We start from the raw sequence: 15,287 nt of genomic DNA, 5'->3' as shown, positions 1-15,287 counted from the left end.
CCTGCAACATTTTAGCAAAACATTAAGAATTTTGCTCAATGCTTACGTAATTTTCACTTCTAATTTTCGAAGTAACATATAATATACTAAAAAAATAGGGAAATACTAAAAGGTGTATTGCAATGAAATCCGCAGGGAAGAACTCAACGGATTGTGCGTTTTTGCTGTTGAAAACAGGTATGAAAAATCAGCTTGTAATGTTTTGATTTTAAACCCGGTACCTATGGTTAAATACTGACGGTCGCCTTTGTTTTTATGTTGATAGAAATAGCCCGTTCGCAAGAAAAATCGCTCGTCAAAAGCATATTCAAATCCTGCTGACCAAGCAATTTCGTGCCACTCTTCCGAAAAACCATTGGGAGCATCACTGAACGACCGGAATATTCCCTGAAAAAAATCAACATTTGGGTTTTTACCTGCCACAATTTCAAGTGGTTCATCGGCATCCTGCTTTCCGTTTCCGTTATGGTCGGTATAATGATATTTTGGCGGTGATGGAATTAGCAACTTGTTCATTTCCAGTAGTAATTCAAAGCGATTATAACTGTCGGGTAGCAAGGTGTAACTGATGCCTAAACGCAAATTGGTGGGAATAAAAAATGCGTGTCCGTGATTTTCATATTGCACTTTACCACCAATGTTAGAAACTTGAAAACCAAATCGATAGCTACCAAAGTAATTTCCGATAAGATGCTTAGGCGAATGATAATACCCCGAAATATCAAACCCCAAACCGCGTGCCGTATAACTTTCTTCGGTGGGCAGACGCAAATTGGAACTTAAAAATCGGGCTGCCACACCCATAGCATAGTGTTCGCTGAGTTTTAAGCTATACGAAAGGTCGAAGGCAAATTCCGACGGACGAAAATTACCTAAAACATAAAAATCATTGTTAAACCCTTGCGTGAGTGTCACATCGCCAATGCTAAAATATCGAAAACTGCCTGCCCAAGCACTGCGGTGCGTTTTTTTGTAATAACATAAATTGCCGATAAAAACATCGCGAACCACTTTGCTCAAATAAGGCGTATAACCAAGAGCAACCCCCGAATTTTCAGGAGCAAAGACATATTTTGAAGCATTCCAATACTGGGAAAACACATCCGGCGTTGATGCCACACCCGTATCACCCCTGCCCGAAGCCGTCGCATCGGGGCTTAGCAGCAAAAATGGAAAAGCCGTAGCCAACGGGCGTTCTTCTTGTGAAAAAACACTGTTGTAAAAACCGAGAAATAAGACAAATACTCGTAAAAATCGCATCAGGAAAAGCTATAAGATGAGCAAAGGTAGGAAATTAAATCAAACAAACAATAGATTTATTTCAAAAACAAAAAAAGGAAGACTTGTGCGCCTTCCTTTTTTCTGTTTAAAACATATATTTTAGTAGAATAAACTCAAATTTTCTTTGATGTCGGCTGAATTTTTCAGTGCGTTAAACACCTCTTCGGAAGCGCGGCTCAATTTTAAGGTTTCTAAGGTTTTGCCATACGATTTGTAATCATTCATTGCAGGAGCTTTAACAGCCGAAGTAACCTCAACTACGTACACACCATTCTCACCTTCAATAGGTTTTGAAACTTGACCTTGTTTTAGTGCAAAAGCCGTTCCGACTACTTTGGGTTCACGCCCCTCCCCGATAATGGTCGGGTTATTCATCGTAAGTCCGGTAGCGGTTTTTACTTCGGTTTTATTGGCAGAAGCAACAGCATCTAACGAACCTCCTTTTGCTTTTTCGGCAAGGATTTCGGCTTTTTTCTGACGGATTAAAATTGGTTTTACAAACGGAGCGGCATCTTGCACAGAGCTAATACCCGCTTCGGCTTTCTTGGTAAGTTGCGCCACTACGTAGTTTCCGCCGTAGGTAAACTTACGAATATCGCCCACTTTGGTATCTTCTTGGAAAAGCCACTGCACGATGGCGCGGTTGTTACCCAAACCGATGATGTACTCATCGTTTTTCTTTAAGTTATCGGCACGTAAAACGGATAAATCTGATTTTTTAGCCACTTCACCAAAGTTTTTCACATCGGCTAAGGCGTCGATTTCAAATTTTGATACTTTTGAAAACAATTCATTTACAGTTGCTTCCGATGGTTCAATTTTGCGAGTGATATTGGCGATTTGTACAGCATCGGCTTTATCGGTAATTTTTACCACGTGAATACCGAAATCCGTTTCAACAATGTCAATAGTTCCGGTTGGGTTACCGAAAACAAACTCTTCAAAAGGTTTTACCATTCGCCCTTTGGTGAAGAAACCTAAATCACCTGCGCTGTAAGCTGCACCGGGTTCTTCTGAATTTTCTCTTGCCAAGGCAGCAAAATCAGCATCAGCGGCACGTGCCAAAGCTAAAATTTCTTGTGCTTTGGTTTGCGCCTCTTCTTTGGTGCGTGTAACATTTTGAGCGGCAGCCTGACTTCCGGCATACGGAATCAAAATATGACTTGCTTTTACGGCGCCGTTAGCTTCTTTGGCAATCATTCGCGAAAGTTTTAAAACGCCCCCTTCTTCATACGGACCAAATACTTTTCCGATGGGCAAGGTAAACAACGTATCGGCGTAAACACCTGATAATTCAGACTTTGTAACGAATAATGAATCATAAGGCGTATCGGAATGTTTATCGACGAACTCTCTTACGCGGTTTGTGGTTGCAAATCCTGCGATGGTGTCATTGGCGTTTGTTTGCGCATTGAACACAATTTCAGGAGCAAGCAACTTATTCAAAGCATCTTTACTTGCTTGAACATCAGCATCAGAGGCTTTTTCGTTCACAACGATGTATTGAATGTTTCGAAATGCTTCTTGCTTGAATTGCTTTTCGTGTTTGCTGATGTATGATTTTATTTCGCTGTCACTCACGGTAATGGTACTGTCAGCGATGGAACTATACGGCAGGGTTACGAACTTGATGTCTGCCTTGTCTTGCTCTTGGTGATAGGCGATTTCGGCTTCGGCATTGGTAACCCCCAATCCGGCGCGAATTAACCCGAAGTACATTTGTTGTTTGGCACTTTCAATTAAGGCATCTTCTTGCGCTTTCCATTGTTGGTAAGCCTGCGGGTTGTTGGCTTTGAGTGTTGCCAGATAATTTACGAATTTTGACGGATCAAACACGCCAAACTCATTGGTAAATTCAGGGCTTTGCGCCAACGGACTTTTTGCCAAAACCGACAAAATTTGGTCTTTTTCAACGCTTAAACCTAATTTTTCAAATTGTTGCTTCAATAAAATGCTTCGCACGTTTTGTTCCCAAACGTATTTTGCTGCTTCAATGGTGCTTGCCTGCCCGTTTGAATTTTGCACGGTAGCTTCCACTTGGTAGCGGAAAGCATCAATTGAAACGTCTTCACCATTAACCGTTCCCATTTCGGTAGGGTTTGAGTTACTGAATCTTCCGGAACCGATAAAGTCCGAAATGATAAACGCAAATAAGGCTAAACCAATAATTGCGATGAGAAATACGGTGCGATTTCTAATTTTTTCAAGAACTGCCATCTTTCGTTATCTATATTAATTAGTAATTTTAATTTAGTGGGCGAAAATAATACTTTCTGGGCAATAATAAAAATATCTTTGAAAGAAAATTTCACAATCCCCCTTGTTTGTCCGTTTTCAGTTGATGAACCACACTTGCTTTTTTCAGAAAAAAAATATAGTTTTGCATTATTATTAATTCATAAAATCAGTAAATAATGTCAAAAAAACAACATTCAAAGGTTTGGAATGAGATAAAAACCAATGACTCTTGGTCGATTTTCAAAATAATGGGCGAGTTTGTAAACGGATACGAAAAACTCAGTGAAATAGGTCCGTGTGTGTCGATTTTTGGGTCGGCACGTACCAAACCCGATAGTAAATATTACAATTTGGCGGTGGAAATTGCCGAAAAAGTCGTTGAATCGGGCTTTGGCGTGATTACTGGTGGCGGACCCGGCATTATGGAAGCCGGCAACAAAGGGGCACATCAGGGGCACGGCTCGTCAGTGGGGCTGAACATTGATTTGCCATTTGAGCAGCACGACAATCCGTATATTGACCGCGATAAAAACCTAAATTTTGACTATTTTTTCGCCCGTAAAGTAATGTTTATCAAATACTCACAGGCTTTTGTGGTGATGCCGGGCGGTTTCGGAACGATGGACGAACTTTTTGAAGCCATCACCCTGATTCAAACCCAAAAAATCGATAAATTTCCGATTATTTTGGTGGGAAGCGAATTTTGGAAAGGATTGGTAGATTGGTTTCAGAAAACACTTTTGGACGAATTTCAAAATATTTCGCCCGAGGATATGTCCCTTTTCAAAGTGGTGGACACGGCCGATGAGGTTATCGATATTATTGAAAAATTCTATTTAAAATACAACCTCCGACCTAATTTTTAACATTCCGTCAGAATGATTTGTAAATGAAAAACAACAAAAAATCAGCTCAATTTATGAAAGGGAAATTATCAATTTCAGCCATTGCGGGCATTGTGAGCGTGGCAGTTATCGTTATCGTTGTGATGATGTTTGGTTTGCCGGTTTACAACGTTTGGCAACAAGAAATGGCAGGAAAAGCCGAAATGACAAAAGCCGAACAAAACCGCAAAATTCTTATTGAAGAAGCAAAAGCCCGCCTCGAAGCCGAAAAACTCAACGCTCAAGCCGAAATTGAACGCGCACGCGGAATGGCAGAGGCAATGAAAATCGAAAACGGAACGCTCAACTCGGTGTACAACCAATATTTATTTATTCGTACGCTTGAAAAATTGGCAGATAAGGGCAATCTTCCGCAGATTATTTATATGCCTTCGGAAGGATTGGTTCCCGTAATGGATGTTTCTAAAAAGAAAATCACCGGCGAGTAAAAACCTCGTATTATCCAATCAAAAACCTCATTCAGCCATCGCCGAATGAGGTTTTTTTAAGTGAATCTCACAAACAAAATCTATGTGCAATAACTAAATTAATAATATGTAATTTCTCGTTCGTACATAATTTTCGGAAAACTATTCACGTAATCAACACGTTGTATCCAATTTCCGTGGTTATCGAATTGGTATTCGTAGTCAGTTTCCTCGATGAAACGCCCGTTCCCGTCGTATTCCATTGATTTTACGGGGTTACTATACGCGTCATAACTAGTTGTTTTCCTACGGAATAATTTATCTCCTTTGTATGTGTACAATACGACTACTTGCCCTCTTTTGTCGTAATTGTATTTCCAAGTGATTTCGGGCATATTGTTTTTGGCAAATTTTGTCAGCTCAATGAGTTTACCCGCATTGTCATATTTATAGGTGTATTTTCGCATTTCGGGCGAGCGTTTTGGCGTTTGATGAATCACTTCGGTTTCACGCCCTCTGTTGTCATTGCTGTACAACCACGATTCCATTATTTCGCCACGGTCACTGTAACATTGATAAGCTGTTTTGTGTCCGTTTTCATCATATACATATACGTATTTGTGTTTAATAAGTCCGTTTTCACCGTAAACATCACGTGATAAGCGGCGGTTTTTGTCATCGTATTTGTAAATGATTTTGTTTTGAAGTTTGCCTAAGCGGTTGTAAACTTCACTTTCCACTTTGTAGCCTTTATTGTCAAACATTGAAAGGATGTCACCTTTCCAAAAAGTGGGTTTTTTGTCTTTTCTGATAATTCCGAAAGAGTCAAGCACGTGATAGGGTGTTAATTTATACGTTTTGACCTTTCCTCTTAATTGGTAGTCTTCCAGTCTGCTCAATGGCTTTTCGGGCGTGCCCACTTGTGCAACGGAAACATTAAATACGGATACTACCAAACTTAGCATAAATAAAATCCTCAACATAATTCATTCGTATTAAAGAGTTAATAATAAGTTAATTTCTTGGGGCAAATTTACGATTTCTTTTGCAAACAGGCAAATGTTAAAGTATTGAAGAAAATTAAAAAAAATAAAGCGTAAGAGCAAATTTAATGCTGTTAAATAGTTAAATTTTTAAGAAGAAAACACCTATCAAGCCATTATTCATTAAAATTCAAAAAAAATAATAGTCGTTAAAATTTTAGAAAAATTTAGGTTTATTTTGGTTGAGATTACCACATGCAAACAATATCCATAAGAAAGCGGGCCATTCAAAATTTTGAATGGCCCGTTTCTTTAATAAAATTACTCAAAAAAGAGTTTATCCTTTTAGAAATTATTCTTCTTCATAGAAATCTATTTCATACAGAGAATAAATATACCCTTTCTCATTTGTTGGCATAAAATCACTCAACGTAATTCCATCTATTTGCTCCAAGGGTTTATCAAATATAATTCTTAAAACGCTATTACCTCCTTCCGGATCAAAAGTGGCTACCCCTTGAACCTGTGTTTTTGATTCAAAAACGGAGTTTTTAATCGAAGTAACCTTAACACTTTTGATAGAAGATAAATAATAACTATTCTTATAAGCATTAACCCTTAAAACAATTGCTTTTATCTTTCGAGACGTGTCAAAAGCATAGGTGAGCTCTAAATTTTTATTCCCAGTTGGAATGTTAACAGATGTACGAGACAAACCATCGTGACTTCTATTTAACCCATAAATCGTTCCATTTTTAGCAGAAGACGTAATAGAGTTTTTGTCAACTCCTTTCCAACGAAAATCTATCAATTCAGAATGATCAGATTGCAAATTATGTTTTTCTACAACTCTGACATTTAACAAAATTTGTTCCTCAGGAACTTTATACGCTTGCTTATTCTCATCATACATTACCAACTTCAAAGGGAGAACATAAGTCCCTGCCTCTGTTATTTGCTCTGTATTTTCAAGATAAAGTCGAAACTCTGCTTCTGTTTTATTCTGGAAATCAACCCAATCTTCTTCAGATAAATCTCCCTCCATTCCTTCAGGAGCCAATGTACTTCCTTCCGGTAACAATGTATTGTCACGAACCAAGCCTAATTTAACATTGGTAGGAATCGGTTTTGAAGATTGTACCTTAACGGTCACGTAGGGAGATAATTGGGCTTCCCCATAATTCATCTGGCCATCAATATTGATAGACGCAGGAAAATCCAAACTGATATTCTCAGGGTGAATTTTCACAACAAAGAAGGAATTTTCTTCAAAAACCTTAATCTTATCTCCTTCTTTTACTTTGAGTGAAAAAGGCACCAATAGTTTTTTGGTAAAACTTGAATTGTTTGCTACTTCTACTTGAAAAGTTGTTCCGGTAGCATCCTTGGTTAGGCTTTTTTCAGGTTCGGCAATTTTTACCAAACTAGCTTCCCCCAGTTCGTAATCAGGAAAGGTTGCTTTAATTTTCTCAAAAAGACTTGCATCATATTCCAATACTAATTTACAATCTTTTTGAAGCGGTTTGAGAAACTTTGCCTCCACATCACGAACATTATTTTCTACAATATTTAGTGTAGAAAAAGAAATCATAGGAATATCCGCATAGCCATTAGGCAAGAACACGTACTCAAAATTGGGATCATAACCAATACGGCTACGAATATCTTCTTCGATTACTTTTTGATCAACCTCCCAATCAAGATTGAGGTTTTTCTCTATGGAAATTTCATCTTTACCACAGGAAAACAAAACTCCTGCGCTTAAAAGTGTATATATTATCTTTTTCATCTTTATTATTTTTAAGGTTCTATCTCTAATTTATTATCCTTTGATGGAAATTTTACATTATCCGTCCAAGAATGTGTAAATTCTTCTATTTCTACATTATCCTTAACATAGCGATCCCTAGGATGATCCTGGTTACCACTATTTGGACCTATACCAATATTCAGACTTACTTCATTCTTATATTTTGAAATATCCTTAAACACATTTTTCTTATCCATAGGCAAATAAGCTACTAAACCCTCACTCTCCGGATTTACAGGCAAATATAGCTTATCCTTAATTTCCGCATCCGATAGCACTCTATCCCACAATCTAAATTCTCTAATATGAGTACGTGTAGAATACGAATTCTGTGGATTTAAAATACTTATTCCGTAACCAGGACGAATTCTTAAATTTGCTCTACGGAATACTTTAATAAGTTCTCCATTCAAATACACCTTAAAGTCATTATCTTTGAAAGTGAAAGTCACTTGATACCAAGTATCAAGTTTCATATCATATTTAGCGTGCGTATCATCTCCATCTGATGATCCATCCTTAATTTGGATAGCGTGAGGGTAAACACGTGAATAATATCCCATATTCATCAGAGTCATATTAATCGTTTTAGGCTCATATTCTGTCCATTGGTCGTGAAACATAAATTGGGCTTGTATAGTAAATTCGGAACTTTCTTTTATCTCATCGGACAGCTTTAAAACAAACGATCTTCCACGTGGAAGTTCAAGTACCGAGGTTTTGAACGGACGCGAAAACGTTACCAAAGCATCTTTACCATCACTTAAAACACGAGCAGCCGAAGTAGAAGCAATCCGCACCGGTATGGCATATCGATTACTGATAGGATACTTGGTTTCCAATAGTGGATTTACTTTTACTCGTACCTTTGAAGAAAAATTTCCTTTTTTAACGGTTACAGTAAGTTTTCCGTTTCTCATCTTGTTAGCAGGATTTGCTTCCTCGTACATCTCAAACCCTTCCAATGGCAGCATTTGATACTCAGTATTGTTATTTTGATTAAATGCTGTCAGATAATCCTCAACCGAAAGAGTTATTTTGGTATCTGCTGCTGCTATATCCGTTAATCGAGGTTCAATTATTGTTTCTCCTCCTTCAGTTTCTTTTGGGAAAACCACCGTGGCACTTGTTTTACTCATATAAGCACCCGCACTAGTAGTAGCTGAACCACTAACGTTCCCGTTCACATAACCCGGCACGGTATCAAGTTCTGTATCACAAGCCATAATGCCAGCAAACATAGCCAACATAGCTGTTTTAAAAATTATTTTTTTCATTATCATAATATTAAGGGGTTATAATCACTTGGTCAAACTCTTTGGTATTAAAGTATGAAGGACGAGGATCTGCTATGCGTATTGCCTCCCTTGTCCAAGCATAGTGATTGTATTTTCTTTTTACTCCATTACTACTCATATACACCTGAAACTGAGGATCATCACTTGATTTACCATAATCTGTTCCTCCGTGATAAGCCCCAAAGCCCCATATTTGTTTATTACTAATAGCTCTTGCTTTGGCCGGAACTACACCAAAACCTCCTGATTGATAGTTTGCACTGGTGGAATTGTAAAGTTTTCCTCCCAATTGTTTAATATGGGTTCCTACTCCTCCGATTGTGTAATCCTGCATAAAATGCTTATCAAAGTGTTGTTCAAATTCAGTTTCAAAAACTCTCGCAACACCGCAAGGCACGTCCGCACAGAAATAGTATCTTTTTGTAAGATAGTTTTTAGGCAAGAATGGCTTAAGTTCTTCAATAAGTTCAGTCTCTTTGGGATCAAAGCCTGCTGTACCAGCATCAAACAAAGCCTGTAAATTACGCTCTCGCTCTTGCTGTGTTTTTACAGTGTGTTCTGCTCCAACAGGCCCAAAATATTTAGCCATTTCTCTGACAAACTTTGCTATATTACTATCAGGGTTTTGATGATCCACCATTAACGGAATAGATTTTTTTGCTTCTTCTTCTGTTAAATCTTTTCTATGATCTCCACAAGTTTCCCAATCCACATCATAACCATCAAAGTCAAGGGCTATAATGTAGCGTGATAATTCACGAGCATAAATTTCTGCCCATTTTTCATAACGTGTGTCAAAAGGATATTTTTCACGGAAATATCGATACCCATCTATACTTCCATCTTTTTTACCGGGCAAAGCAATACCCACACTAGGGGTTTGCCAACACATTAAAATAGCACTTCCTTTCTGATGAAAAACTTCAATATCCTTTTTCTGCTCCGGAGTCAACTCAGAAGGTCGTTTTCCCCCAAGACCACCCCAAATAGAAACACACGTAACTGAATCAGGAATTGATTGCAACCAAGATTTAGGAATCCCCGGTGTAGCATTCCAATCTGCATACCAAAAATAAAACATTGGTTTTTGCCCAACTTCGTCACCTCCGTTAAGCCAAGCTTTTTTCTTGTATTCAGTAAGTTCGGCAAAATACTTGTCCATAACCGCTTTTGATTCTCCGGTAATTTCACTTTCTTTTGTCCACTTATACTGGTCTCTTTTTTCTTTCAAATCTTCAAGAGCGATTTTTTCAAAGCTCTCTATGTCTGCTTCAGATTTTGTCCAATCCTTATCACAGGAAGTCAAAACTATCGAAGCTACTGCTAGTCCTATTATATATTTTTTCATAATTACTATAATTTATTTAGATTTCTTATCCCACCAAACATTGGTAGAAGCCTTATCTACTCCTCCTAACATTCCTTTGGCAGCTGCTACGTTGTCTTTATTTAATCGATGTTCTTTAAGTGGGAAAGGAAATCTTCTCATTCCTCCGTTTTTACCACTTGCAGAAACCCCAACAGCCCCAATATTACTCAAATTTTGTACTTCTTTGAAAATTCTGGGGTATCCTGTTCTTCTCCATTCACTCCACGCTTCTAATCCATCAGGAAATATAGCGAGATATTTCTGTGTAATAATTTTTTCAAGTTTAACCTCATCAATATCTCCTTCGTCCCACTTTCTATCAACTGTACTTACGTTAGAAAGATTATTTTGGGCATTTTTAGGATCTGTATAACTTGCCGGAGTTGCCGACACTCGTAAATAATCTCCTAATGACGCACCTGCTTCTTGGAAAGAAAGTGCTACCCCATTTTCATAGTAACCCTGCACTGTGCCCTCGGTAATAATACCTGCCAAACGTGCTTCTGCCAATAAAAACTGGACTTCAGAGGGGCGCATCCAATATGTTGCTGAATTCTCCTCAACAATAGGGGCAGAAAATCCTTTATAATCACCGTTTCGCACTCCTAAACGAACTGAATGATAATCCTCTTTTAAATCATCTTTCCCTTTATGGAAATACTTTTCAATTCGAGCATCGTTATATCCCTTTAAAAAAGAGTGAATAGTTGCTCCCATTTTCACCTCATTATAAGTTACAGACAGCGTATACAACGAATGGAAAAATCGGTACTTTCCGTTACTTACCAATTTGGCCGCATCTTTAACCTCTGTAATTACGCCTCCGTTGTTGGGGTCAAGAGCCGTTGTAATGAAGTTAGTTGCCAACGTTTTATCGGCAAAACGCACACGAAGTCCCAAACGTAACATCAACGAGTTTCCTAATTTAACCCAATTTTCAACATTTCCTTGATATACAGGATCGTAATCTTGGATAATTTTTGCAGAAGATGCCTTGTAATTATTTAATGTTGTAACAGCTTCTTTCAGTTCTTCATAAAAAGACTGGTAAATAGCCTCTTGTGAATCATAGGGGGCGTAAGTTACCCCAGGCTCAACTTTGCTGTAAGGCATAGGTCCAAACATATCCGTAGCTCTATGAAAGCCCATAATCTTAACAATCTGAGCAACAGAATATATTGCCTGTTCCTTCAAATCTTTCTTATGAAACACATATTTTTTGTCTGGAGTAATTTCCAAATTGTGTGTTGCCACTTTAACTTGCAAATACGAGTTCATAATGTCACTCATTGAAGCAAAAACACCATCTAAACGACCATCTGTTGCATAATAGTTAGGGAAACTTGAACCCCCATCCCAAGGATATGCGCCGGGTGAAAAGTAACCAATCCAGTTATCCCCTGTCATATTGATAACATTCTGATACGTATTAGGAAAATCCGTACCTCCGTTACCCGTAGGGATTACCTTTTGCATCAACCCCGGAAATAAACCTCCTGATGCCAACCCATCTAACTGCTTGTGTTTGTCGGTAGGAAGTAATTGATTAGTATTAATTTCCTCAAATTTTGCACAAGAAGTGGTTAAAAATACTCCTGATACAGCCAATAAAGCAATGGCCTTGTATCTTTCTATATATCTTAACTTCATAATTATCTATTATTTAGAATTGTAATTTAACATTAAGCCCATAAGTTTTCATACTCGGAACTTGGAAAAACTCTCTTGCAGCATACGTTCCAGTACCTCCGGTTACTTGTGGGTCAAAAGGAGCTTTGTTGTAAATCATCCAAAGATTAGTTCCCGTTACTCCCAATGTGATACGCTTGATTTTATCACTTATCAACTTTCCATCAAGACTATAACTCAAAGCAACTTCTTGCAAACGAACGTTTGTAGCATCATAAGTGTAATATCCACCCAATTGCTCATCACCTATGGTTCTGTAATATCTTTCAGCAGAATACTGTTTTCCGTTAACCCAAACACCTCCATTATCACGAGCTTCTGCGGAAACTTTCGAAACTCCAAAAGCATCTAAAAATGCCTGAGTATCAGACTGAACCACACCTCCGAAGTATCCGTTAAACACAAAAGCTAAATTAAATCCTTTGTAATCAAAAGAGTTTCTCCAACCCATTGTGAAATCAGGAGTAGAACGCCCTAACTTAATAATCTGTGATTTATCCACTTTATACTTATCGGCTCCCTCTTCTATCAAATTTCCATTCGCGTCACGAAGAAGTACACCTGTAGTAGTAATATCAGCCATACTTCCTCCTACAACTAAACGATTTCCTCCTTTATACAATTCAGTAAATGTCAAATCTGCACCTGTAAATGGATTTGTGTAGCCGTTAACTAGTTCAATAATTTCATTAATGTTTCTCGAATACGTAAATGATGAATCCCAAGTAAAGCCTTTAAATATCTCTTTATTGTAATTAAGTCCTAACTCAATACCACGATTTTCAATATTACCTGCTTGCAAATAAAATTTGCTATATGGCGATGAGGCTGATAATTCTTGCTCAAAAAATTGATTAAATGTGTTTGATTTATAAAGAGTTAAATCAAATCCTAAACCGTTGAAGAATTTAGCATTAACACCTGCTTCCCACGAACGAGTTCTTTCTGCTTTAAAATCAGGGAAAGGATATTCCGAACGAGCCTGAATTCCGGAATTACCCAAACCGTGAGTAATCGTACCTGGTGTAAGCCCCGTTCTACTAATAGGAGAACCTACTTCGGTGTATGAAGCTCTCACCTTAAAGTAATTTATAAATTTAGGCATTATAAGCATTTCCGACACAACAGCAGAAAGTCCAACTGACGGGTAAAAGAAAGATGGCTCTTTTGAATTCACCAATTGAGAAGACCAGTCATTACGTCCTGTTAAAGTTAAATACAACATACGCTTATACCCCAATTCTCCACTTGCAAAAACAGCTACATTTCTGTTTCGGTTATACGATTGTCCTTGTCCAGGGTGTGCAGGATCTAAATTTGGAGCAGAGAACAAATTAGGAACGTGTAACAAAGGACCTCCTATTGAAACTCCGTGTTCATAACGGTCATTAAAACTCGCTCCTACGTTAGCTACCAAATTCAAATTTTCTCCAAAATCCTTATTCATATTGAAGATTACATCCGCGTAAGTTTGGTCATACTTAGCACTTTTGTGTGCATAGCGTCCTTTGTTTGATATTGCCAAAAGTAACGTTGAACTTGCATAAATTTTTTCTTCCAAAATAGCATCTGTATTGTCTATACGAACGCGTCCTGAAACATTTAACCAATCCAATATATCATATTTCAAAGCCGCAGAAAACATATAACGTTTCTTGTTCGACAAAAATATCTGTCTATTAGCTACCCAATAAGGATTTTCTGAAAACGCAATTCCTATACCAGGTCTCTCTCCGTAGGGTTGATATTTTTCGTGAATACCACGCTCGGGATTATATCTCTCATACGCTTGGATATCACGATAATCCATACTGCGAGGCATCAAATACAAAGCCACCAACGGATTATAGTAACCTCCTCCTGTAATCATATTTCTATCTCCTTGCAAAATGTAGTTTGCACTTACATCCAAATGCAATTTATCATCCAAAAAAGAAGATGTATTTCTGGCTCCAATATTATAACGATAATAAGCATTGGATGGAATCAACCCTTTCGCATCAGTCTGAGAAACAGACACAAAAGTTTGGTTTTGTTTATTTCCGGTAGAAAGGGTAACAGAATTATTTATATTAGTCCCTGTGTTAAAAAAACCCTTAGGATTAAAATCCGAAGGAGTTTCTAATTTCTCCCCCCAACTTCTGTGTGAACCTCTTACGCTTCCATAAGTATTTTGAAATTCAGGAAGGATACCAACAGTCAAAAACTCCAAACCACTGGAAGCTGTAACCTCCATTTTCCCTTCTTTACCTTTTTTAGTGTTGATAAGTATAACACCGTTAGCTGCCTCACTACCGTAAAGAGCTGCCGCCGAAGGACCTGTAAGTACGTTGATACTTTCAATATCATCTGGATTAATGTCTGAAATACTTTCTCCACTGACTGGTTTGGTGCCTACACCTCCACCTCCTTCGCGAGTTTGGAAGTTATACATTGGCACCCCGTCGATTACGTAAAGCACCCCGTTATTTCCTTCAAGGGATTTAGAGCCCCGCATCACCACTTTAGTAGCACCTCCTACTCCGGCAGCACTTCGTTGGATATTTACCCCGGCAACTTTACCGTTAAGACTGTTTACAAAGTTTGCATCTTTCACACGGGTAAGTTCATCAGATTTTACCTGCTGCACGTTGTAACTCAACGCTTTTTCTTGGCGTTTGATACCCAAAGCGGTTACTACCACTTCGTCAAGCTGTTGTGTATCCTCTTGTAAAACAATTTTAACGCCCGAGCGCGCCTGCGTCACTGTAAGAGTCTGATCCTTAAAACCGATGTATGAAAACACCAACTCGGTCTTCCCTTCCGGAACGTTAATCTCAAAGTTTCCGTCAAAATCCGTAACCACCCCAACAGAAGTCCCCTTTACCAAAACGTTCACTCCCGGAAGCGGTTCACCATTGGCGTCCGTAACCATACCACTTACCTTCTTGGTACGTTGTTGGACTATTTCTTCGTAGCCCTCACGCAAATTTTCGACCCCATTCGAAGCCGATGCCATCCAAAATCCGTTGATGAGCAATGCAAGAAGTATCCATCTTCCTTTCCTTGCTCCAGATTTTCTTAATAAATTCACCATCTCTACATTAGTTGTTAATTAGTTAATATTTTTTAAAATTATAAAAAAACGCTCCTATGGGCAAGCTAACCCACAGAAACGAATCCAAAAATTTACAAATTAATAGCTTCCATTTTAAAGCAATAGTATTTAAAGTTGTAAAACACCGTTTTTTTATTTAATTCCGTTTTCACCTCTTTTTTTTGAAAAATCCTCAAAAAACAGTGTACAAATATACAACATATTAACATA

General features: G+C 38.1%; 10 protein-coding genes. 2 read left to right on the top strand and 8 right to left on the bottom strand.

The window, feature by feature from the left end; all coding sequences use genetic code 11:
* Positions 1-105: 105 nt before the first annotated feature.
* Positions 106-1,260: a type IX secretion system outer membrane channel protein PorV gene (porV, locus tag Q4D72_RS06025; RefSeq protein WP_303076743.1), complete on the bottom strand. Its 1,155-nt coding sequence runs from the start codon at positions 1,258-1,260 to the stop codon at positions 106-108.
* A gap of 120 nt (positions 1,261-1,380) precedes the next feature.
* A complete protein-coding gene (locus Q4D72_RS06020; RefSeq protein WP_303076742.1) occupies positions 1,381-3,498 on the bottom strand; it encodes a peptidylprolyl isomerase in 2,118 nt (705 codons plus the stop codon).
* A 197-nt stretch (positions 3,499-3,695) separates the two neighbouring features.
* Here Q4D72_RS06020 and Q4D72_RS06015 point away from each other — a divergent pair, with 197 nt between their 5' ends.
* Both Q4D72_RS06015 and Q4D72_RS06010 read left to right on the top strand, forming a co-directional pair.
* Positions 3,696-4,385 (top strand): TIGR00730 family Rossman fold protein, encoded by a 690-nt coding sequence (locus Q4D72_RS06015; RefSeq protein WP_303076740.1) that lies wholly within the window; start codon positions 3,696-3,698, stop codon positions 4,383-4,385.
* A 23-nt stretch (positions 4,386-4,408) separates the two neighbouring features.
* A complete protein-coding gene (locus tag Q4D72_RS06010) occupies positions 4,409-4,852 on the top strand; it encodes a hypothetical protein (RefSeq protein WP_303076738.1) in 444 nt (147 codons plus the stop codon).
* A 98-nt stretch (positions 4,853-4,950) separates the two neighbouring features.
* Here the strand turns inward: Q4D72_RS06010 and Q4D72_RS06005 are convergent, their stop codons facing one another.
* The 6 genes from Q4D72_RS06005 to Q4D72_RS05980 form a co-directional block, all read right to left on the bottom strand.
* A complete protein-coding gene (locus Q4D72_RS06005) occupies positions 4,951-5,814 on the bottom strand; it encodes a sugar-binding protein (protein WP_303076736.1) in 864 nt (287 codons plus the stop codon).
* A gap of 352 nt (positions 5,815-6,166) precedes the next feature.
* Complete coding sequence (locus Q4D72_RS06000; RefSeq protein ID WP_303076734.1) at positions 6,167-7,603, bottom strand: hypothetical protein; 1,437 nt, start codon at positions 7,601-7,603, stop codon at positions 6,167-6,169.
* Positions 7,604-7,614: 11 nt separating this feature from the next.
* On the bottom strand, positions 7,615-8,901 hold the full coding sequence (locus tag Q4D72_RS05995; protein ID WP_303076731.1) for a DUF1735 and LamG domain-containing protein: 1,287 nt from the start codon (positions 8,899-8,901) through the stop codon (positions 7,615-7,617).
* A 10-nt stretch (positions 8,902-8,911) separates the two neighbouring features.
* Complete coding sequence (locus Q4D72_RS05990; protein WP_303076729.1) at positions 8,912-10,270, bottom strand: glycoside hydrolase family 18; 1,359 nt, start codon at positions 10,268-10,270, stop codon at positions 8,912-8,914.
* A 12-nt stretch (positions 10,271-10,282) separates the two neighbouring features.
* On the bottom strand, positions 10,283-11,941 hold the full coding sequence (locus tag Q4D72_RS05985; protein ID WP_303076728.1) for a SusD/RagB family nutrient-binding outer membrane lipoprotein: 1,659 nt from the start codon (positions 11,939-11,941) through the stop codon (positions 10,283-10,285).
* Between the two features lie 13 nt (positions 11,942-11,954).
* Positions 11,955-15,056: a SusC/RagA family TonB-linked outer membrane protein gene (locus Q4D72_RS05980; protein ID WP_303076727.1), complete on the bottom strand. Its 3,102-nt coding sequence runs from the start codon at positions 15,054-15,056 to the stop codon at positions 11,955-11,957.
* Between the last annotated feature and the right edge of the window lie 231 nt (positions 15,057-15,287).

This window comes from Capnocytophaga sp., assembly GCF_030532915.1.
In the GTDB taxonomy this organism is placed as follows: domain Bacteria; phylum Bacteroidota; class Bacteroidia; order Flavobacteriales; family Flavobacteriaceae; genus Capnocytophaga.
Note: the sequence above shows the minus strand (reverse complement) of the source record. Positions and strands in the feature narration are given on the sequence as shown.